11 protein-coding genes are annotated in these 20,718 nt (G+C 73.4%); 8 read left to right on the forward strand and 3 right to left on the reverse strand.

Annotated features, from left to right (window positions below):
• Nucleotides 1–17: 17 nt before the first annotated feature.
• Nucleotides 18–1,973 carry a glycoside hydrolase family 99 protein gene (locus ACZ3J7_RS31985; protein ID WP_465626884.1) on the forward strand — a complete coding sequence of 652 codons (1,956 nt, stop codon included), beginning with the start codon at nt 18–20 and terminating at the stop codon, nt 1,971–1,973.
• A gap of 85 nt (nt 1,974–2,058) precedes the next feature.
• Here ACZ3J7_RS31985 and glgP read toward each other — a convergent pair whose 3' ends face one another.
• Nucleotides 2,059–4,743 (reverse strand): alpha-glucan family phosphorylase, encoded by a 2,685-nt coding sequence (gene glgP / locus ACZ3J7_RS31990; RefSeq protein ID WP_465626886.1) that lies wholly within the window; start codon nt 4,741–4,743, stop codon nt 2,059–2,061.
• Between the two features lie 1,058 nt (nt 4,744–5,801).
• Between glgP and ACZ3J7_RS31995 the strand changes: the two genes are divergently transcribed.
• The 7 genes from ACZ3J7_RS31995 to pyk all read left to right on the forward strand — a co-directional run bounded on the left by ACZ3J7_RS31995 (nt 5,802) and on the right by pyk (nt 18,825).
• Nucleotides 5,802–7,757 (forward strand): alpha-1,4-glucan--maltose-1-phosphate maltosyltransferase, encoded by a 1,956-nt coding sequence (locus ACZ3J7_RS31995; RefSeq protein WP_465626947.1) that lies wholly within the window; start codon nt 5,802–5,804, stop codon nt 7,755–7,757.
• A complete protein-coding gene (gene treS / locus ACZ3J7_RS32000; protein WP_465626887.1) occupies nt 7,754–9,472 on the forward strand; it encodes a maltose alpha-D-glucosyltransferase in 1,719 nt (572 codons plus the stop codon). The genes ACZ3J7_RS31995 and treS overlap by 4 nt, the downstream gene beginning before the upstream one ends.
• A gap of 299 nt (nt 9,473–9,771) precedes the next feature.
• Nucleotides 9,772–11,232 (forward strand): maltokinase N-terminal cap-like domain-containing protein, encoded by a 1,461-nt coding sequence (locus tag ACZ3J7_RS32005; RefSeq protein ID WP_465626888.1) that lies wholly within the window; start codon nt 9,772–9,774, stop codon nt 11,230–11,232.
• 130 nt (nt 11,233–11,362) lie between these two features.
• Complete coding sequence (gene glgB, locus ACZ3J7_RS32010) at nt 11,363–13,810, forward strand: 1,4-alpha-glucan branching protein GlgB (RefSeq protein ID WP_465626889.1); 2,448 nt, start codon at nt 11,363–11,365, stop codon at nt 13,808–13,810.
• Nucleotides 13,811–13,941: 131 nt separating this feature from the next.
• Entirely contained in the window at nt 13,942–16,080 is a 2,139-nt protein-coding gene (gene pta / locus ACZ3J7_RS32015) for a phosphate acetyltransferase (RefSeq protein WP_465626948.1), read from the forward strand.
• Nucleotides 16,077–17,282 (forward strand): acetate/propionate family kinase, encoded by a 1,206-nt coding sequence (locus ACZ3J7_RS32020; RefSeq protein WP_465626890.1) that lies wholly within the window; start codon nt 16,077–16,079, stop codon nt 17,280–17,282. Before pta ends, ACZ3J7_RS32020 begins: the two co-directional genes overlap by 4 nt.
• A 112-nt stretch (nt 17,283–17,394) precedes the next feature.
• A complete protein-coding gene (pyk, locus tag ACZ3J7_RS32025) occupies nt 17,395–18,825 on the forward strand; it encodes a pyruvate kinase (RefSeq protein ID WP_465626891.1) in 1,431 nt (476 codons plus the stop codon).
• Between the two features lie 81 nt (nt 18,826–18,906).
• Here pyk and ACZ3J7_RS32030 read toward each other — a convergent pair whose 3' ends face one another.
• Both ACZ3J7_RS32030 and ACZ3J7_RS32035 read right to left on the reverse strand, forming a co-directional pair.
• Nucleotides 18,907–20,130: a hypothetical protein gene (locus tag ACZ3J7_RS32030; RefSeq protein WP_465626892.1), complete on the reverse strand. Its 1,224-nt coding sequence runs from the start codon at nt 20,128–20,130 to the stop codon at nt 18,907–18,909.
• Nucleotides 20,127–20,702 carry a DUF6114 domain-containing protein gene (locus tag ACZ3J7_RS32035; RefSeq protein WP_465626893.1) on the reverse strand — a complete coding sequence of 192 codons (576 nt, stop codon included), beginning with the start codon at nt 20,700–20,702 and terminating at the stop codon, nt 20,127–20,129. The genes ACZ3J7_RS32030 and ACZ3J7_RS32035 overlap by 4 nt, the downstream gene beginning before the upstream one ends.
• Nucleotides 20,703–20,718 lie beyond the last annotated feature (16 nt).

A 20,718-nucleotide genomic window follows, 5' to 3' on the forward strand; every position in this document is an offset into this window, starting at 1 on the left:
CGGGCGGAGGCAGCGGCATGGTGGTATCGCGACGGGTGTTCCTGCAGGCGGCCGCGGGCGCGGCCGGGGCGGTGGGCCTGGGCGGGGGCCCGGCGGCGGCCCCGGCGCACGCCGCGAGCGCGCCGGGTGACGTGGTGGGCAAGGTGACGGTCGGCTACCAGGGCTGGTTCGCCTGCCCGGGCGACGGCGCCCCGATCGGCGGCTGGTGGCACTGGGCGCGGGACTGGGGCCAGGCGCCCTCGAACACCAACAGGTCCGTGGTCGCCTGGCCGGACGTCCGCGAGTACCCGAGGACGTACGCCACCGCCTTCGCCGACCTGAACAACGGCCGGCAGGCCGCGCTGTTCTCCTCCTACGACCAGTCCACCGTCGACCTGCACTTCCGCTGGATGAGGCAGTACGGCGTCGACACGGCCGCCCTGCAGCGCTTCAACCCGAACGGCGGCGAGGGCCCGACCCGGGACGCGATGGCCGCCAAGGTGCGCGGCGCGGCGGAGTCGCAGGGCGTCAAGTTCTACGTCATGTACGACGTCTCGGACTGGACCGGCATGCAGACGGAGATCAAGTCCGACTGGACCGGCAAGATGCGCGCCCACACCGCCTCGCCCGCGTACGCCCGGCAGAACGGCAGGCCGGTGGTGTGCGTCTGGGGCTTCGGCTTCGACGACAACCAGCGGCCGTTCACCCCGGCGCAGTGCCTGGACGTGGTCAACTGGTTCAAGGCGCAGGGGTGTTACGTGATCGGCGGGGTGCCGACCTGGTGGCGCACCGGCGACCGGGACTCCCGGGCCGGCTTCGCGGACGTCTACCACGCCTTCGACATGCTCTCCCCGTGGCTGGTCGGCCGGATCGGCAGCGCGGCGGACGCCGACAACTTCTACGCCGTGGCGACCGTCCCGGACCTGGCGGAGTGCGCCGCGCGCGGCATCGACTACCAGCCGTGCGTGCTGCCCGGCGGGGTCGGCGACCGCCAGCGGGCGCACGGCGACTTCATGTGGCGGCAGTTCTACAACATGGCCCGGGCCGGCGTGGGCTCCGTCTACGTCTCGATGTTCGACGAGTACAACGAGGGCAACCAGATCGCCAAGACCGCCGAGTCGCAGGCCTGGGTGCCGGCCGGGTCCGGGTTCCTGGCGCTGGACGAGGACGGCACGGCCTGCTCCTCGGACTACTACCTGCGGTTGACCGGCGACGGCGGCCGGATGCTCAAGGGCCTGCTGCCGGTCACGGCGGCCCGCCCGACCCCGCCGTTCCCGACCGTCCCGGACACCACCGCGCCGAGCGCGCCGGGCGGCCTGCGGGTGACCGGGCAGAGCGACAGCACCGTCGCGCTGGCCTGGAACGCGGCGAGCGACGACGTGGGCGTGACCGGCTACCGGGTCCGGGTCGGCGGCGCGGTCGCGGGCAGCACCGCCGCCACCTCGTTCACCGTCACCGGCCTGGCCGCGTCCACCGCGTACGCCTTCGACGTGCAGGCGCTGGACGCGGCGGGCAACGTCTCGCCGGCCTCCGGGCAGGTGGCGGCGACCACCTCCGCCGCCACCGTCCCGACCGGGAACCTGGCGCTGCGCCGGCCGACCTCGGAGAGCGGCCACACCCAGGCGTACGGCTCGGGCAACGCGGTGGACGGCGACCCGAACAGCTACTGGGAGAGCCCGAACAACGCCTTCCCGCAGTGGCTGCAGACCGACCTGGGCTCCGCGCTGCCGGTCCGCCGGATCGTGCTCTCCGTCCCGCCGGCCGCCGCCTGGGCCGCCCGCACCCAGACCGTGGAGGTGCGGGGCAGCACGGACGGGACGACCTTCTCCCGGCTGCTGGCCCCGGCCGGCCACCTGTTCGACCCGGCGACCGGCAACACCGCGACGCTCACCCTCCCGGCCGGGACGAGCGCCCGCCACCTGCGCCTGGTGTTCACCGCGAACACCGGCTGGCCGGCCGGCCAGGTCGCCGAACTCCAGGTGTACGCCTCCTAGGGCCGCCCCTCGGGCTCCGGCGTCCGGCGCCGCACCGACCCTCCGGTGCGGCGCCGGACGAGGAGTCCGCGAACCTGCCGGACGGCTACCTGAGCACGCCGGCGTCCATCCCGCCGGTCTCCGCCGGGGCCGCCAGCAGGCCCAGCTCCGCGACCGAGGCGAGGCGCGGGTGGGTGGGCAGGATGCGGACGGTGTAGCCGAACGGGCCGGTGCGGGAGAGTTCGAGGTGGCCCTCGTAGCGGATCCGGCCGTCGAGGTCGGTGCCGCCGCCCGCGGGCTTGAGGGCGAGCGTGGTCGCCTCGGAGATCCGGTCGCTCTCGTCGACCCGCCCGGAGACCACCTGGACCTCGACGTCGTCCGGTCCGAGCCGGCCGAGGTTGACCTGGACCCGGAGGGCGAGCGTCGCGCCGAGCTCCTGCGCCTCGCCGGCGCCGTCCGCCTCGACGTGCTCGACCCGCACCGCGGGCCACGCCTCGCGGACGCCGGCCTTCCAGCCCGCCAGGGCCTTCGCCGCCGCGTAGTCGTCCGCGTCGCCCGCCAGGCGGCGCTTCGCCGAGGCCGCCGGGGCGTACAGCCGCTCGACGTACTCGCGGACCATCCGGCCGGCCAGCACCTTGGGGCCGAGCGTGACCAGGGTGTGCCGGACCATGGAGATCCAGCGGTGCGGGAGCCCGTCCGCGCCGCGGTCGTAGAACCGGGCGGCGACCTGGTGCTCGATCAGGTCGTAGAGCGCGGCGGCCTCGATGTCGTCGCGCCGCTCGGCCTCCTCGCTCTCCGGGTCGACGACGCCCTCGCCGGTGCCGTCGTCGGCGGTGGGGATGGCCCAGCCGTTCTGGCCGTCGTACCACTCGTCCCACCACCCGTCCAGGATGGACAGGTTGAGGCAGCCGTTCAGCGCGGCCTTCATCCCGGAGGTGCCGCAGGCCTCCAGCGGGCGCAGCGGGTTGTTCAGCCAGACGTCGCAGCCGGGGTAGAGCGTCTTGGCCATCGCCATGTCGTAGTCGGGCAGGAAGACGATCCGGTGCCGGACGGCGGGGTCGTCGGCGAACGCGACCAGCTGCTGGATGAGCCGTTTCCCGCCGTCGTCGGCGGGGTGCGCCTTGCCGGCGATGACGATCTGCACCGGCCGCTCGGGGTCGAGCAGCAGCCGGCGCAGCCGGGCCGGGTCGCGCAGCATCAGGGTGAGGCGCTTGTACGAGGGGACGCGGCGGGCGAAGCCGATGGTCAGCACGTCGGGGTCGAGGACGCCGCTGGTCCAGCCGAGTTCGGCCTCGCCGGCGCCGCGCTGCTTCCAGGCGGCGCGCAGCCGGCGGCGGGCCTCGTCGACGAGCTGGGCGCGCAGCGTGCGGCGCAGTTCCCACACCTCGGCGTTGCCGATCCGCTCCAGGCCGGTCCACTGCGGGGCGGTGCCGACGGCCATCGCGTCCTCGGCGCGCTGCTGGCCGATCTCGGTGGCGCCGAGCCGGACGACGGCGGGGTCGATCCAGGTGGGGGCGTGCACGCCGTTGGTGATCGAGGTGATCGGGACCTCGGGCGCGTCGAAGCCGGGCCACAGGCCGCGGAACATCTCCCGGCTGACGGCGCCGTGCAGGGTGGAGACGCCGTTGGCGCGCTGGGCGAGCCGCAGTCCCATCGCGGCCATGTTGAACAGCTTGGGGTCGCCGCCGCTCCAGCTCTCGGCGCCGAGCGCGAGCACCTGGTCGACGGGGACGCCGGGCAGCGCGGCGTCGCCGCCGAAGTGCCGGGCGACCAGCTCCCGGTCGAAGCGGTCGATGCCGGCCGGGACGGGCGTGTGGGTGGTGAACACGGTGCCGGCCCGGACGGCCTCCAGGGCGTCGGCGAAGCCGAGTCCGGGGTGGGCGGTGGTGAGTTCGCCGATCCGTTCCAGGCCGAGGAAGCCGGCGTGGCCCTCGTTGGTGTGGAAGACCTCGGGTTCGGGGTGGCCGGTGAGCCGGCAGTAGGTGCGGACGGCGCGGACGCCGCCGATGCCCAGCAGTATTTCCTGCAGCAGCCGGTGCTCGCTGCCGCCGCCGTAGAGCCGGTCGGTGACGTCGCGTTCGGCGGGGCTGTTGGCCTCGACGTCGGAGTCGAGCAGCAGCAGCGGGACCCGGCCGACCTGGGCGCGCCAGACCTGGGCGGCGAGGGTGCGGCCGCCGGGGAGGGCGAGGTCGATCCGGCAGGGGGCGCCGTCGGGTTCGCGCAGCAGCGTGACGGCGAGCGCGTCGGGGTCGAGCAGGGGGTAGCGCTCCTGCTGCCAGCCGTCGCGGTCCAGGGACTGCCGGAAGTAGCCGTGCCGGTAGAAGAGTCCGACGCCGATGATCGGGACGCCGAGGTCGGAGGCGGCCTTGAGGTGGTCGCCGGCCAGGATGCCGAGGCCGCCGGAGTACTGCGGGAGGGCGGCGGCGATGCCGTACTCGGGGGAGAAGTAGGCGATGCCGGCGGGCAGCGGCCCGGCGGGGTCGGCCGGGTCGGCCGCGCCCTGGTACCAGCGCGGTCCGGTGAGGTAGTCGCGCAGGTCGTCGGCCAGGTCGCCGAGACGGCGCAGGAAGCGTCGGTCGCCGGCCAGCGCGGCGAGTCTGGTGGCGGGCACTTCGCCGAGCAGTCGGACCGGGTCCTCTCCGACGGCGGCCCACACGTCCGGGTCGACGGAGCGGAACAGCTCCCTCGTCTCGGGGTGCCAGGACCAGCGGAGGTTCAGCGCGAGCTCGTGCAGTGGTTGCAGTTGTTCGGGCAGGACGGTGCGGACGGTGAACCTGCGGATTGCCTTCACGGCACAGGAGCGTAGCCCCGGACGTACGCCTGAAGGGGCGTCAACTGGCGGGCGGCACACCCGTTCGGAGCAGCGTTGAGATCGTTTCGGGCGCGTGGTGGCAAATCCCGGCGCGCGAGGGGCGCACGCTGGGAAAAGAAGCGCCGTCAGGTGTGAACTTCTGGGGTCGGAGGTGTTTCCGGTGTCCGTTTCACCGTTCCATACCGGCCGAAACCGCGCGCCTACCCACACGTAGCCCTTGCCGGTGGTGCGAGGATGCAACAAGGTCGTGAGTGCCGCTGGTGCGCGATCGGGTGGTCGCCCCCTGCTGCCTCGGCCGCTGCATGCCCTGTTCGACGAACCCTCACTTTCCTTAGCCCGTTCGGCCTCAGTCGCGGCGTCTTCGCGTGTCCTTGTTCCCTGCCGGGTCGTTTTCCGGTGGGTTGGGTCACGAGGGGGGCGTGCACCGAGCGACGCGCGCCGGGACACGTGCGTCCGGGTCGGCGCGCCGCCGCGACCGGTTGGGCCTGGGGTTGCCGGGACCGTCGGTACGGGCAGGCCTCGGCCGCACGTCCTTCCTCACCCAGCAGTCCTCCCGGTACTCCCTCGGCGCCGCTGCCCGGGAGCTGCCGCCGATCTCGGGCAGGAGCATTGGCATGCACGGCGACACGCGGGACCAGTCCACGGTGCCGACGGACGACGCACCCGACACCCCCGACCTCCCCGACCCGCTGTCGGCCGGGGAGCCCCCGGTACCGGCCCCGCGGGTCGGCGCGGCCCGCCGGAGAGCCGCCGAACCGGCGGCGGAGCGGGCCGCGGGCACCCCGCGCAAGGCCTCGGCGAAACGGACCACCACCGTCAGGTCCGCGGCCGCCACCGCCGCCACCGCGGCGGCCGACGCGATGGCCGGGGCGGTCGCCGCGAAACCCGCGCGCAAGACCGCCGCCCGCAAGACCGCCGCCCGGACCGCGACCGCCGCCCCCGGCGCCGCCGACACCCCGGGCTCCCCCGCGCCCGCCGCCCGGCCGGCCGCCGCCCGCCCAGCCCGTACCGCCCGCAAGACGACAGAGAGCGACACCGTGATCGGCCGCATCCCCGTGCTTGACGTGACCCCGCTCGTCGACGCCGGCCGGCGTCCGGCCAAGGCCGTGGAGGGGGAGCGCTTCCTGGTCTCCGCGACGGTGTTCCGCGAGGGCCACGACGCGGTCGGCGCCAACGTGGTGCTGCGCGACCCGCGCGGCCGCTCCGGCCCGTGGACGCCGATGCGCGAGCTGTCCGAGGGCAGCGACCGGTGGGGAGCGCACGTCACGCCGACCGCGCCGGGCCGCTGGTCGTACCTGGTGGAGGCGTGGTCCGACCCGGTGGCGACCTGGAAGAAGCACGCGGCGGTGAAGCTCCCGGCCGGGATCGACACCGCGCTGGTGCTGGAGGAGGGCGCGCAGCTGCTGGAGCGCGCCGCCGCCGGGGTGCCGAAGAAGGACGGCCGGGCCCAGGTGCTGGCGGCGGTGGACGCGCTGCGCGACACCGGCCTGCCGCCGCTGAGCCGCTACGCGGCGGCGCTGGACCCGGAGGTGACGGCGCTGCTGGCCCGCCACCCGCTGCGCGAGCTGGTCTCGGCGACCCGCCCGCAGCCGCTGCAGGTGGACCGCAAGCGGGCGCTGTTCGGCTCCTGGTACGAGTTCTTCCCGCGCTCGGAGGGCGCGGTGGTCGACCCGTCGGGCGTCGAGCCGCCGGTCTCCGGCACCTTCCGGACGGCCGCCGAGCGGCTGCCCGCGGTGGCCGCGATGGGCTTCGACGTGGTGTACCTGCCGCCGGTCCACCCGATCGGCCGCGCCCACCGCAAGGGCCCGGACAACGCGCTGACGGCCGGCCCGCGCGACGTCGGCTCGCCGTGGGCGATCGGCTCCCCGGAGGGCGGCCACGACGCGGTCCACCCGGACCTGGGCACCCTGGAGGACTTCGACCACTTCGTCGCCGAGGCCGCCGCGCTGGGCCTGGAGGTCGCCCTCGACTTCGCGCTGCAGTGCTCGCCGGACCACCCGTGGGTGCAGAAGCACCCGGAGTGGTTCAGCCACCGCGCGGACGGCACCATCGCGTACGCCGAGAACCCGCCGAAGAAGTACCAGGACATCTACCCGGTCAACTTCGACCAGGACTTCGACGGGATCGTCCGCGAGACGGTGCGGATCCTGCGGTTCTGGATGGGCCGCGGGGTGCGCATCTTCCGGGTCGACAACCCGCACACCAAGCCGGTGAACTTCTGGGAGAAGGTCCTCGCGGACATCGCCCGCACCGACCCGGACGTGCTGTTCCTGGCGGAGGCGTTCACCCGCCCGGCGATGATGCACACCCTGGGCAAGATCGGCTTCCACCAGTCCTACACGTACTTCACCTGGCGCGACACCAAGGCCGAGCTGACCGAGTACCTGACCGAGCTGACCGGCGAGGCGGCCGCCTACATGCGGCCGAACTTCTTCGCCAACACCCCGGACATCCTGCCCGAGTACCTGCAGCACGGCGGCCCGGCCGCGTTCGCGGTGCGCGCGGTGCTGGCGGCGACGCTCTCCCCGACCTTCGGGGTGTACGCGGGCTTCGAGCTGTTCGAGAACGAGGCGGCGGCGCCCGGCTCGGAGGAGTACCTGCACTCGGAGAAGTACGAGCTGCGCCCGCGCGACTGGTCCCGGCAGGACTCGCTCGCGCCGCTGCTGACCGCGCTGAACCGGCTGCGCCGCCGGCACCCCGCCCTGCAGCAGCTGCGGGACCTGCGCTTCCACCCCGTCGACAACGAGCGGATCATCGCGTTCTCCAAGACCGCCGTCACCGAGGACGGCCTGGAGGACCACGTGATCTGCGTGGTCAACCTGGACCCGCACCACGTCCAGGAGGCCACGGTGACGCTCGACGCGCCGGGGCCGCTGACGGTGCACGACGAGCTGACCGGCGCCACCTACGCCTGGGGCCGTCACAACTACGTCCGGCTCGATCCCTCTACCGGGCCGGCCCACCTCCTCACGGTTCGGAGGAACCCGCAGTGACAGTCAACGAGCCCGTCCCCGACACCTTCGCCGACACCCCCGCCCGGGACCGCGACCCCGAGTGGTTCAAACGCGCGGTCTTCTACGAAGTGCTGGTGCGTTCGTTCCAGGACAGCAACGGCGACGGCGTCGGCGACCTCAAGGGGCTCACCTCGCGGCTCGACTACCTCCAGTGGCTGGGTGTGGACTGCCTCTGGCTCCCCCCGTTCATGAACTCCCCGCTGCGGGACGGCGGTTACGACGTCTCGGACTACCAGTCGGTGCTCCCCGAGTTCGGCAACCTGGCCGACTTCGTGGAGTTCGTCGACGCGGCGCACCTGCGCGGCATGCGGGTGATCATCGACTTCGTGGTGAACCACACCAGCGACCAGCACGCGTGGTTCCAGGCCTCCCGCAGCGACCCGGACGGGCCGTACGGCGACTTCTACATGTGGGCCGACGACGACAAGCAGTACCCGGACGCCCGGATCATCTTCGTCGACACCGAGACCTCGAACTGGACCTTCGACCCGGTCCGCAAGCAGTACTACTGGCACCGCTTCTTCAGCCACCAGCCGGACCTGAACTACGACAACCCGCAGGTGCAGGAGGAGGTGATGGCCGCGCTGAAGTTCTGGCTGGACCTCGGCATCGACGGCTTCCGCCTCGACGCGGTGCCGTACCTCTACGCCCGCGAGGGCACCAACTGCGAGAACCTGCCGGAGACCCACGACTTCCTGCGGCGGGTCCGCAAGGAGATCGACGCCAACTACCCGGACACCGTGCTGCTGGCCGAGGCCAACCAGTGGCCGGAGGACGTGGTCGACTACTTCGGCGACTTCCCGTCCGGCGGCGACGAGTGCCACATGGCGTTCCACTTCCCGGTGATGCCGCGGATCTTCATGGCGGTCCGCCGGGAGTCCCGCTACCCGGTCTCCGAGATCCTGGCGAAGACCCCGGCGATCCCCTCCGGCTGCCAGTGGGGCATCTTCCTGCGCAACCACGACGAGCTGACCCTGGAGATGGTCACCGACGAGGAGCGCGACTACATGTACGCGGAGTACGCGAAGGACCCGCGGATGCGGGCCAACGTGGGCATCCGCCGCCGGCTCTCGCCGCTGCTGGAGAACGACCGCAACCAGGTCGAGCTGTTCACCGCGCTGCTGCTCTCGCTGCCCGGTTCGCCGGTGCTGTACTACGGCGACGAGATCGGCATGGGCGACAACATCTGGTTGGGCGACCGGGACGGCGTCCGCACCCCGATGCAGTGGACGCCGGACCGCAACGCGGGTTTCTCGTCCGCCGACCCGGGCAGGCTCAGTCTGCCGCCCATCATGGATCCGGTGTACGGCTTTCAGGTGACCAACGTCGAAGCGCAGCAGAGCAGTTCGAGTTCGCTGCTGCACTGGACGCGTCGCATGATCGAGATCCGCAAGCTCAATACCGCGTTCGGCCTCGGCAGCTACACCGAGTTGCCCTCCAGCAATCCCGCGGTGCTGGCCTTCGTGCGCGAGCACGAGGGCGACCTGGTCATGTGCGTGAACAACTTCTCGCGGTTCGCGCAGCCGACCGAACTGGACCTGCGGGAGTACGAGGGGCGCTACCCGGTCGAGCTGATCGGCGGCGTGCGCTTCCCCGCGATCGGTGAGTGGCCGTACCTGCTGACGCTGGCCGGCCACGGGTTCTACTGGTTCCAGCTGCGCCAGGACCGGACGAAGCCGTCCGGGGCCCGGTAGCGGCCGGAGCGCCGCAGCACGTCCACGAAGTAACGATCCCTCAGGCCCCGAACGGGACGTCACCCTCCGCGGGCGCGCGAGAAGCCTCGCGCGCCCCCGGGGGTCTTCGCACCACCGCGTACGGAGAACAGCCCAACGGCCACCCACACGAAGGCGTGACACCGAGCCGCTGCTCGCGTGCCGTCGCCGCCGCGCCGCCGAAATCCGGAAGACTGCTGGGCCCGGCCACGATTCGTCGGGCAGCCGCCCGCTTCCGGGGAAAGGGAGTCATGTCCGAACCCTCCCGTTCTCAAGCCCACGTGCACCGTGAGCCCCCCAGCACCGCCACCGGGCCGGTGGGGACGCGCGCGCCGGGGGCGCGGAGAACCGCCGCCGGAGTCAGTGAGCTGGTCCAGGCGGCGCTGCCGCTGATCGCCGAGTGGCTGCCGACCCAGCGCTGGTACGCCGGCAAGGGCCGGCCGATCGCCGCGCTCACCCCCGTGGTCGGCACGCCGCTGCAGGTCGGCGACCCCGCCCTGCTGCACCTGCTGCTGCGGGTCGAGCACGGCGGCGCCTCGGCCGGGCCGGGCGACGTCTACCAGCTGCTGCTGGGCATCCGCTCGGAGCAGCCGGCCTCGGTCGGCCCGATGGCGGTGCTGGGCCGGCTGGAGGGCGGCACCTACGACGGGGCGACGCTGTACGACGCGGTGCACGACCCGGAGCTGACCGGCCGGCTGCTGGAGCACCTGGCGACCGGCGACCGGTTCGGCTCGCTGTCCTTCCGCCGCACCCCGGGCCCCGGCCTGCCGGGCAACCTGCCGGGGCGGGCGTCCACCGCCGAGCAGTCCAACTCCTCGGTGATCTACGACACCGCGTTCATCCTCAAGCTGTTCCGCCGGATCAGCCCGGGCACCAACCCGGACCTGGAGCTCTCGCTGGCGCTGTCGCGGGCCGGCTCGACCCGCATCCCCCGGGTCGCCGCCTGGTTCGAGTGCCGGCTGGAGCGCTCCGAGCCCGCCACCCTGGGCCTGCTGCAGCGCTACCTGCCGGACGCCGAGGACGGCTGGGAGCTGGCCCTGGACCAGGTCGCCCGGCTCAAGGGCGACCCCTCGCCCGGCAACTTCGCGATCGAGGCGCACCGGCTGGGCCGGGCCACCGCCGAGGTGCACCGGGTGCTGGCCCGCTCGATGCCGACCGCCCGGCTGGACGGGCCCCGGATCGCCGAGCTGGCCGGCGCGATGGCCGACCGGCTGGACTCCGCGGTCACCGCGGTGCCCGGCCTGATGCGCTACCGCCCGGCGCTGCGCGCCGCGTTCCAGCAGCTCACCGCCGCCCACCTGGACGGGCTGCCGGTGCAGCGGATCCACGGCGACCTGCACCTGGGCCAGGCGATGCGCACCCCGCAGGGGTGGGTGCTGCTGGACTTCGAGGGCGAGCCGGCCAAGCCGCTGGCCGAGCGCCGCCTCCCGCAGCCCGCGCTGCGGGACGTCGCCGCGATGCTCCGCTCCTTCGACTACGCGGCCGCCCACCTGCTGGCCGGCGCCCCCGGCCAGGACCCGGAGCTCGCCCTGCTGGCCTCCGCCTGGGCCGCCCGCAACCGGGCCGCGTACTGCGCCGGCTACACGGCGGGCGGCGGCGTCGACCCGGTCGCGACGCCGGAGCTGATGCGCGCCCTGGAGATCGACAAGGCGGTGTACGAGGTGGTGTACGAGGCCCGGCACCGACCGAGCTGGCTGCCGATCCCGCTGGCCGCGATCAACCGCCTGGCCGACACCGTCTGACCCCCGCCCGGCCGCCCGTGGGGCGGCCGGGCGAGTCGCTTCCCCCGGCGACAAGCGCAACTCACTTTTCCCGCACGCCAGTTCCCCCCGCGTCCCCGCGCAAGGCACCCTGATCCTGGAGGACTCCGCCGTGACCCCGCTCGGTCCGCACGACCCGTCCGCCGACCGCCAACCGGCCGTCCCGGCCACGTTCCGCAGCGGTCCGCGCAGCAAGGCCTCCGCCGGGCGGCCCGCTGCGAAGCCGGCCGCGAAGCCCGCCGCGAAGGCGCCCGCCAAGGCTCCGGCGAAGTCCGCCCCGGCGAAGCCGGCCGCCGCCCGGGCGGGCGCGGCGGACGCCGCCGCCCCGGCCGCGCCGACCCGGCGGCCGGGGGCCGGGGGCGCGCTGCGGCTGCCGGAGGCGCCGCTGCCGCCCGCCGAGGTGGAGCGGCTGGTCTCCGGCGCGCACCACGACCCGCACGCCCTGCTGGGCGCGCACGAGCTGCCCGCGGGCACCGCGATCCGGGTGCTGCGGCCGTTCGCGGAGCGGGTGGTGGTGGAGACCGAGCTGGGCCCGGCCGAGCTGACCCACCAGCAGGACGGCCTGTTCACCGGCCTGCTGACCGGGCAGCGCTTCCCGCGCTACACGCTGCGGGTGACGTACCCGGGCGGCGAGCCGCTCGTCCAGGAGGACGGCTACCGCTTCGCGCCGACGCTGGGCGAGCTGGACCTGCACCTGATCCGGGAGGGCCGGCACGAGCAGCTGTGGACGGCGCTCGGCTCGCACCTGCGGACGGTCGACGGGGTGACGGGCACCGCGTTCGCGGTGTGGGCGCCGAACGCGGTCGGGGTGCGGGTGATCGGCTCGTTCAACCACTGGGACGGCACCGCGCACCCGATGCGCTCGCTGGGCTCCTCCGGCGTGTGGGAGGTGTTCCTGCCGGACGTCGGCGAGGGCGAGCGCTACAAGTACCAGATCCTCACCCGGCAGGGGCGGCGGCTGGAGAAGGCCGACCCGCTGGCCCGGGCCGCCCAGTGCCCGCCGGACACCGCCTCGGTGGTGACGGTCTCCCGGCACGAGTGGCAGGACGCCGAGTGGATGGAGCGGCGGGCCCGCACCGTCCACCACCGGGCGCCGCTGTCGGTCTACGAGCTGCACCTGGCGTCCTGGCGGCCGGAGCTGACCTCGTACCGCGAGATCGCCGAGGTGCTGCCCGGCTACCTGAGCGGGCTCGGCTTCACGCACGTCGAGTTCATGCCGGTGATGGAGCACCCGTTCGGCGGCTCCTGGGGCTACCAGGTCTCCGGCTTCTACGCCCCGACCGCTCGGCTCGGCACCCCCGACGACTTCCGCTTCCTGGTCGACACCCTGCACCGGCACGGCATCGGCGTGCTGGTCGACTGGGTGCCCGCGCACTTCCCGAAGGACGACTTCGCGCTGGCCCGGTTCGACGGCGAGCCGCTGTACGAGCCGGCCGACCCGCTGCGCGCCGAGCACCCGGACTGGGGGACGCTGGAGTTCGACTACGGCCGCACCGAGGTGCGCAACTTCCTGGTCGCCAACGCGGTGTACTGGTGCGAGGAGTTCCACGTCGACGGCCTGCGGGTGGACGCGGTCGCCTCGATGCTCTACCTCGACTACTCCCGCGAGGGCGGCGCCTGGACGCCCAACCAGTACGGCGGCCGGGAGAACCTGGACGCGGCCTCGTTCCTGCAGGAGATGAACGCCACCGTCTACCGGCGCTGCCCGGGCGTGCTGACGGTCGCCGAGGAGTCCACCGCCTGGGACGGCGTCACCCGGCCGACCGACAGCGGCGGCCTGGGCTTCGGCCTGAAGTGGAACATGGGCTGGATGCACGACTCGCTGGTGTACATCGCCAAGGAGCCGGTGCACCGCAAGTACCACCACGACGAGATGACCTTCTCGATGGTGTACGCCTACTCGGAGAACTACATCCTGCCGATCTCGCACGACGAGGTGGTGCACGGCAAGCAGGCGCTGGTCTCCAAGATGCCCGGCGACTGGTGGCAGCAGCGCGCCAACCACCGCGCCTACCTGGGCTTCATGTGGGCCCACCCGGGCAAGCAACTCCTGTTCATGGGACAGGAGTTCGCCCAGGGCGCGGAGTGGGACCACGAGCACGGCCCGCAGTGGTGGGTGCTGGACGAGGGCTGGCCCGCGCACGAGGACCACCTCGGCGTGCAGCGCCTGGTCGGCGACCTGAACCACGTCTACCGGGACACCCCCGCGCTGTACGAGCAGGACACCGTCCCGGCCGGTTTCGCCTGGCTGGACGGCGGCGCGGCCGAGGACAACGTGCTGTCCTTCGTCCGGTTCGCGGCGGACGGCAGCCCGCTGGTCGCGGTCTGCAACTTCTCCCCGGTGGTCCGGCACGGCTTCCGGGTCGGCCTGCCCCGGCTGGAGGGCGCCGAGCAGCTGTGGGAGGAGGCGCTGAACACCGACGCCGAGCGGTACGGCGGCGGCGGGGTGGCCAACTCCAGCCCGGTGAAGTCGGAGCCCGAGGAGTGGAACGCCCAGCCGCGCTCCGCCGAGCTGGTGCTGCCGCCGCTGGCCACCGTCTGGCTCCGCCCGGTCCGCTGAGCCGCCGGCACCCCGGCCACCGCCGCCGACCCGTGCGGCGGTGGCCGGGGTGCCGCAGCAAGTCCCCCGTGTTGTACGACGGTATGGTCGATGTGACCGCAGCCTGGGACGACCGGACGGAGAGCTCCACCGTGGCGCGCAGCGTGTACGTGACCGGGATCGACCGGGGGGACGGCCGGCAGGCCGTGGAGCTCGGGGTCATGGAACTGCTCACCCGTCAGGTGGACCGGGTCGGGGTGTTCCGGCCGCTGGTGCACGTGCCGGACGGGGGCGGGCCGGGCAGCGACCACGTGGTGGAGCTGCTGCGCGGCCGGTACCGGCTGGACCTGCCGGCGACCGAGCTGTACGGGCTGACGTACGACGAGGCGGCGGCGCTGCAGGCGGCCCGCGGGCAGGACGAGCTGGTCTCGGTGCTGGTGGACCGGTTCCACCAGCTGGAGCGGCGCTGCCAGGCGGTGCTGGTGCTGGGCACCGACTTCTCCGAGACCAACATCCCGGACGAGCTGGCGTTCAACGCCCGGCTGGCGAACGAGTTCGGGGCGGGCGTGCTGCCGGTGGTCGGCGGGCGGCACGAGGACCCGCAGGCGGTGGTCGCGGAGGTGCGCAACGCGCACCGGGCGTACCGGGACCTGGGGTGCTCGATCCTGGCGATGGTGGCCAACCGGGTCCGGCCGGGGGCCAAGCAGCGGGTGCAGCGGACGCTGACCGAGAAGCTGCCGGTGCCGGTGTACGTGATCCCGGAGGAGCCGGCGCTGGCCGCGCCGACGGTGGCGCAGCTGGTGGAGGCGACCGGGGCGACGGTGCTGCTGGGCGACGCGGCGGGGCTCTCCCGGGACGTGCGGAACTTCGTGTTCGGCGGGGCGATGCTGCCGACCTTCCTGAACGCGCTGACCGAGGGCGCGCTGGTGGTGACCCCGGGCGACCGGGCGGACCTGGTGATCGGGGCGCTGGCGGCGCACGCGGCGAGCTCGCCGCCGATCGCCGGCGTGCTGCTGACGCTGGGCCAGCACCCGGGCCCGAACGTGATGGCGCTGGCCTCCCGGCTGGCCCCGGGGACGCCGGTGGCGGAGGTGTCCGAGGGCTCCTGGCTGACCGCGGCGGCGCTCACCCACCTGGAGGGCCGGATCGGGCCGAACAGCCCGCGGAAGGCCGAGATCGCCCTGGGCCTGTTCGAACTGCACGTGGACACCGCCGAGTTGACCAGCCGGATCGAGCTGAGCCGGTCCGAGCGGGTGACCCCGATGATGTTCGAGCACGCGCTGCTGGAGCGGGCCCGCGCGGACCGCCGGCACATCGTCCTCCCGGAGGGCACCGAGGACCGGGTGCTGCGCGCCGCCGAGGTGCTGCTGCGCCGCAACATCTGCGACCTGACCCTGCTCGGCGAGCCGGACGCGGTGCACCGCCGGGTCGCGGCGCTGGGCATCGAGTTCCCGCAGGCGGGCGACGCGGGCGCGCAGGTGCGAATCGTCGACCCGGCGGCCAGCCCGCTGCGCCAGCAGTTCGCCGAGCTGTACGCGAGGGCCCGGGCGCACAAGGGCATGACGGTGGAGCGGGCGCTGGACGTGGTCACCGACGTCTCGTACTTCGGCACCCTGATGGTGCAGGAGGGCATCGCGGACGGCATGGTCTCGGGCGCGGTGCACTCGACGGCGGCGACCATCCGCCCGGCCTTCGAGGTGATCAAGACCTCGCCGGGGGCGGCGATCGTCTCCTCGGTGTTCTTCATGTGCCTGGCCGACAAGGTGCTGGTGTACGGCGACTGCGCGGTCAACCCCGACCCGGACGCCCAGCAGCTGGCCGACATCGCGATCCAGTCGGCGGAGACGGCAGCCCAGTTCGGGGTGGAGCCGCGGGTGGCGATGCTCTCGTACTCGACCGGCACCTCGGGCAGCGGCGCGGACGTGGACAAGGTCCGCAAGGCCACCGAGCTGGTCCGCGAGCTGCGCCCGGACCTGCTGGTGGAGGGCCCGATCCAGTACGACGCGGCGGTGGACGCGCGCGTCGCGGCGACCAAGCTGCCCGGTTCGGAGGTGGCCGGGCGGGCCACCGTGCTGGTCTTCCCGGACCTGAACACCGGCAACAACACGTACAAGGCGGTGCAGCGCTCGGCCGGGGCGATCGCGGTCGGACCGGTGCTGCAGGGCCTGAACAAGCCGGTGAACGACCTGTCCCGGGGCGCCCTGGTGGAGGACATCGTGAACACCGTGGCGATCACCGCGATCCAGTCCCAGCCCGTCGTCGACACCCCCGCCGCAGGAGGCGCGCAGTGACCACCGGTACCCGTGTCCTGGTGCTGAACGCCGGGTCGTCCTCGGTGAAGTACCAGCTGATCGACATGCTGGACGGCGCGAAGCTGGCGTCCGGCCTGGTGGAGCGGATCGGCGAGGAGGGCGGCCGGCTGCTGCACCTGCCGCCGGCCGGGGAGCCGCGCGAGACGCTGCGCCGCTTCGACGGGCACGACGTGGCGCTGGAGGCGGTCGCCGAGGAGCTGGCGAAGGACCTGATGGGCCTGGACTCGCCGGAGCTGGCCGCGATCGGGCACCGGGTGGTGCACGGCGGGCTGCGCTTCACCCGGCCGACGCTGGTCACCGACGCGGTGCTGGGCGAGATCCGCCGGCTGATCCCGGTCGCGCCGCTGCACAACCCGGCCAACATCACCGGCATCGAGGTGGCCCGCCGGCTGCGCCCGGACCTGCCGCAGGTCGCGGTCTTCGACACCGCTTTCCACGCCACGCTGCCCGAGCACGCGGCCCGCTACGCGATCGACCGGAGGACGGCCGACGAGCACCGGGTGCGCCGCTACGGCTTCCACGGCACCTCGCACCAGTACGTCTCGCGGGCCACCGCCCGGCTGCTCGGCCGGGACCCGGCGGAGCTGAACGTGATCGTGCTGCACCTGGGCAACGGCGCCTCGGCCTCGGCGGTGGCCGGCGGGGTGTGCGTGGAGACCTCGATGGGCCTGACCCCGCTGGAGGGCCTGGTGATGGGCACCCGTTCGGGCGACGTCGACCCGGGCCTGGTGTTCCACCTGCACCGGGTGGGCGGGATGAGCGTCGACCAGATCGACGACCTGCTGAACCGGCGCAGCGGCCTGCTCGGCCTGTGCGGGGACAACGACATGCGCGAGGTGGTCCGCCGGGCGCAGGAGGGCGAGGAGGACGCCAAGCTGGCGTTCGACTCGTACGTGCACCGGATCCGCCGCTACCTGGGCGGCTACTACGCGGTGCTCGGGCGGGTGGACGCGGTGGCGTTCACCGCGGGGGTCGGGGAGAACTCCGCCGAGGTGCGGGCCGCGGTCTGTGCCAATCTGGAGGAGCTGGGCATTTCGGTCGACCCGGAGCTGAACGCAGCCCGCTCGCGGGACGCGCGGACGGTCTCGCCGTCCTACTCGCGGGTCGCCGTCGCCGTGGTCCCGACCGACGAGGAGCTGGAGATCGCCCGGCAGACGTTCGCGCTGGTCCACGCGGTGTAGGTCCCGCGCGGGATGACTACCCGTCAGTATCCCACCCCTCGGAATGTTCGTTGGCGATATCTGACGATTCGAGCTGAATGTACCGATAACACGAACGGATAGACTGACGGATATGCGCCGAGCGAAAATTGTCTGCACCCTGGGTCCTGCGACGGACTCCTACGAACAGCTGAAGGCCATCGTCGAAGCGGGCATGAACGTCGCCCGCCTCAACATGAGCCACGGCTCCCACTCCGAGCACGAGGACCGGTACCGCCGCGTCCGCCAGGTCTCGGAGGACACCGGCCGCACCATCGGCGTGCTGGCCGACCTGCAGGGCCCCAAGATCCGTCTGGCGACCTTCGCCAACGGCCCGGTGACCGTTGACAACGGCGACACGTTCACCATCACCACCGAGGACGTCCCCGGTGACCAGTACACCTGCGGCACCACCTACAAGGGCCTGACCGGCGACGTGAAGCCCGGCGACCCGATCCTGATCAACGACGGCGTCGTCGCCCTGGAGGTCGTCAGCGTCGACGGCCCGCGGGTGAAGACCGTGGTGGTCGAGGGCGGTGTGCTCTCCAACAACAAGGGCATCAACCTGCCCGGCGCGGCGGTGAACGTCCCCGCGCTGTCCGAGAAGGACAAGGACGACCTGCGCTTCGCCCTGCGGATGGGCGTCGACATGGTCGCGCTGTCCTTCGTCCGCAACGCCGCGGACATCGACGACGTGCACAAGGTCATGGACGAGGTCGGCATCCGGGTGCCGGTCATCGCCAAGATCGAGAAGCCGCAGGCCGTCGAGGCGATGGAGGAGATCGTCCTCGCCTTCGACGCGATCATGGTGGCCCGCGGCGACCTCGCGGTCGAGTACCCGCTGGAGAAGGTGCCGCTGGTCCAGAAGCAGCTGGTCACCCTGGCCCGCCGCAACGCCAAGCCGGTCATCGTCGCCACCCAGATGATGGAGTCGATGATCCACGCCTCGCGCCCCACCCGCGCCGAGGTCTCCGACGTCGCCAACGCCATCCTGGACGGCGCGGACGCGGTCATGCTGTCCGCCGAGTCGAGCGTCGGCAAGTACCCGGTCGAGACCGTCAAGACCATGAGCAGGATCGCCGAGAAGGCCGAGGAGGAACTGCTCTCGCAGGGCCTCCAGCCGCTCAACCCGGGTCGCAAGCCGCGCACCCAGGGCGGCTCGGTCGCCCGCGCCGCGTGCGAGCTGGGCGACTTCCTCGACGGCAAGGCGCTGGTCGCGTTCACCAAGTCCGGTGACACCGCCCGCCGCCTGTCCCGCTACCGCTCGCCGATCCCGGTGATCGCCTTCACCCCGGACGTCGCCACCCGCAACCAGCTCTCGCTGAGCTGGGGCGTCGAGGCGTACGTCTCGGAGCAGGTGGCCACCACCGACGAGATGGTCGAGCAGGTCGACCGCGAGCTGCTCAAGATGGGCCGCCTCGCCGAGGGCGACACCGTGATCGTCACGGCCGGCGTGCCGGTCGGCATCCCGGGCACCACCAACATGGTCCAGGTGCACCACCTGGGCACCCGCGCGGACGGCTGAGCCGACCGCGCGCGAGGAACGCCGCAGGGGCGGGACCCGAGGACCGGGTCCCGCCCCTGCGGCGTTCGGTGGCGGCGGCTCTCAGCCGTCGTACGGCTCCTCGTCGTTGAACAGCCGCATGCCGGGGATCGTCAGGTCGCCGCCGAACTGGCCCGCCTGCACCGCCTTGGCGTCGGTCAGGGTCAGGTCCAGCGGGACCGGCACCGTGCTCAGCAGGTCCCACAGCCACTTCGGCAGGGTGTCCGGGGTGAGCGTGATCCGCCCCAGCGGGATCGGGTTGGGGATGCCGTAGACCGCGGCCAGCTCGCCCGACAGGCTCTCCACGTACATGGTGATCGGGCCGTTGCGCATGGTCGAGGTCGAACCCGGGCGGCTCTTCACGTGGAAGGTCAGGCCGGGGACCTGGATGGTCGACATGTCGAGGTTCTCGATGTCGACGCTGTCGGTGGTGAACTTCAGCACCCGCTTGGTGCCGCTCGCGGTGGTCACGTCGTAGACGCCGTTGAACACCGAGCCGTGCAGCGCCAGCCGGGTCGAGTGCAGCACCCAGTTCTGGTCCGGCACCACGTGGCCGCCGGGGGCCGCCTTCGCGGCCACGCCCTCGGTGCTGACCAGGCAGTCCGGGCCCGCCGAGGCGGACGGCGACGGGGACGGGGACGGCGCGCCCTTCTTCGGGGCGGCGGTGCTCGGGGCGCCCTTCGGCGCGGTGCTCTGCTGGGCCCCGGCCTTCGGCGCCTCGCTCCTCGGGGCCTCCGCCGTGGGCGTGGCGGCGGGCTGCCCGACCGACGGGGCCGGGGACGGAGTCGCGGACGGGGTCGGGGGCGGGGTCTGGGTGGGGGTGGGGGACGGCGCGGGGGTCGGGCTCTGGCTCGGGTGGATCAGGTTGTTCCACCAGTCGTCGATCGCCCCGGCCTGCTGGACGCCGGGGTCCGCCGCGCCCGCCTTCGGCACGGTGTACACGGCGGACCGGACGGTGCCGGTGCCGGTGCCGGTGCCGGTGCCGGCGAGCGTCGCGGGCACCGCGGTGGCGCTGCCCGCGGCGGCGGCCCGGGTCACCGAGGCGTCCGGCTGCACCTTGATCTCGCTCTTCGGGACGGGCGTCTCCTCCAGCACCGCGTCCGGGGCGCAGGCGCCGGCCTGCGGGTCGGCGGCGGCCGCCAGCGTCGGCGTGTAGGCCGCGCCGACCAGCAGCGCGGTCGGCACCGCGGCGATCGCCAGCGCCCGTCCACGCAGCCGGGAGCGCGTCCCCTCCCGGGGCGCCGCGTGCCTCGGGCCGGGGGCGGCCGGCTTCTCGGGCTCGGTCACCGCTGCTCCTCCTCGGCGGGTGTCCGCGGGGCCGCGCCCGGCTCGGCGGCGGCCTGGGCGGGCAGCTGGGCGGTGGGCGCGTCGTCCGGCGCGTCGGCGGTGCGCTCGGCCGGGCCGTCGGCGGGGCTGTCGGCGGGGCTGTCGGCGGCCGGTTCGGGCCGCGTCGGCAGCGGTGCCCAGGAGGCCAGCAGGCCGCCCGCGATCAGGCCGGGCAGCGCGCCCATGCCGAAGCCGCCGAGGTTGGAGACCGGGATGGAGATCAGCGCCAGGATGGTGGTCGCCACGCCGCAGAAGACCCGCACCACCGGCTGGAACCAGGCGGTCAGGCCCAGCGCGATCAGCAGCAGGCCGATGATCAGCGAGCCGGCGCCGGCGGTGGTGGCCATCGTCATGGTGAGGCCGCCGAGGCTGAGCTTGGCGTACGGGAAGTACAGGATCGGCAGGCCGGCGATCATCGCGAGCAGCCCGCCCCAGAACGGCCGGGTGCGCCGCCACGCGCGGAACCCCCGCCAGACGCGGCTGACGATGCCCGCCTGGCCCTCGGGCCAGGCTTCGGCGGTTGCGCTGGACATGGTGCGACTCCTCGAT

It is taken from the genome of Kitasatospora sp. NPDC015121, from assembly GCF_055562955.1.

Excerpts from the sequence above, each read along its gene's own strand:
- ACZ3J7_RS32035 (WP_465626893.1), bottom strand. The coding sequence starts at position 20,702 with ATGTCCAGCGCAACCGCCGAAGCCTGGCCCGAGGGCCAGGCGGGCATC.
- ACZ3J7_RS31985 (WP_465626884.1), top strand. The coding sequence starts at position 18 with ATGGTGGTATCGCGACGGGTGTTCCTGCAGGCGGCCGCGGGCGCGGCC.
- pyk (WP_465626891.1), top strand. The coding sequence starts at position 17,395 with ATGCGCCGAGCGAAAATTGTCTGCACCCTGGGTCCTGCGACGGACTCC.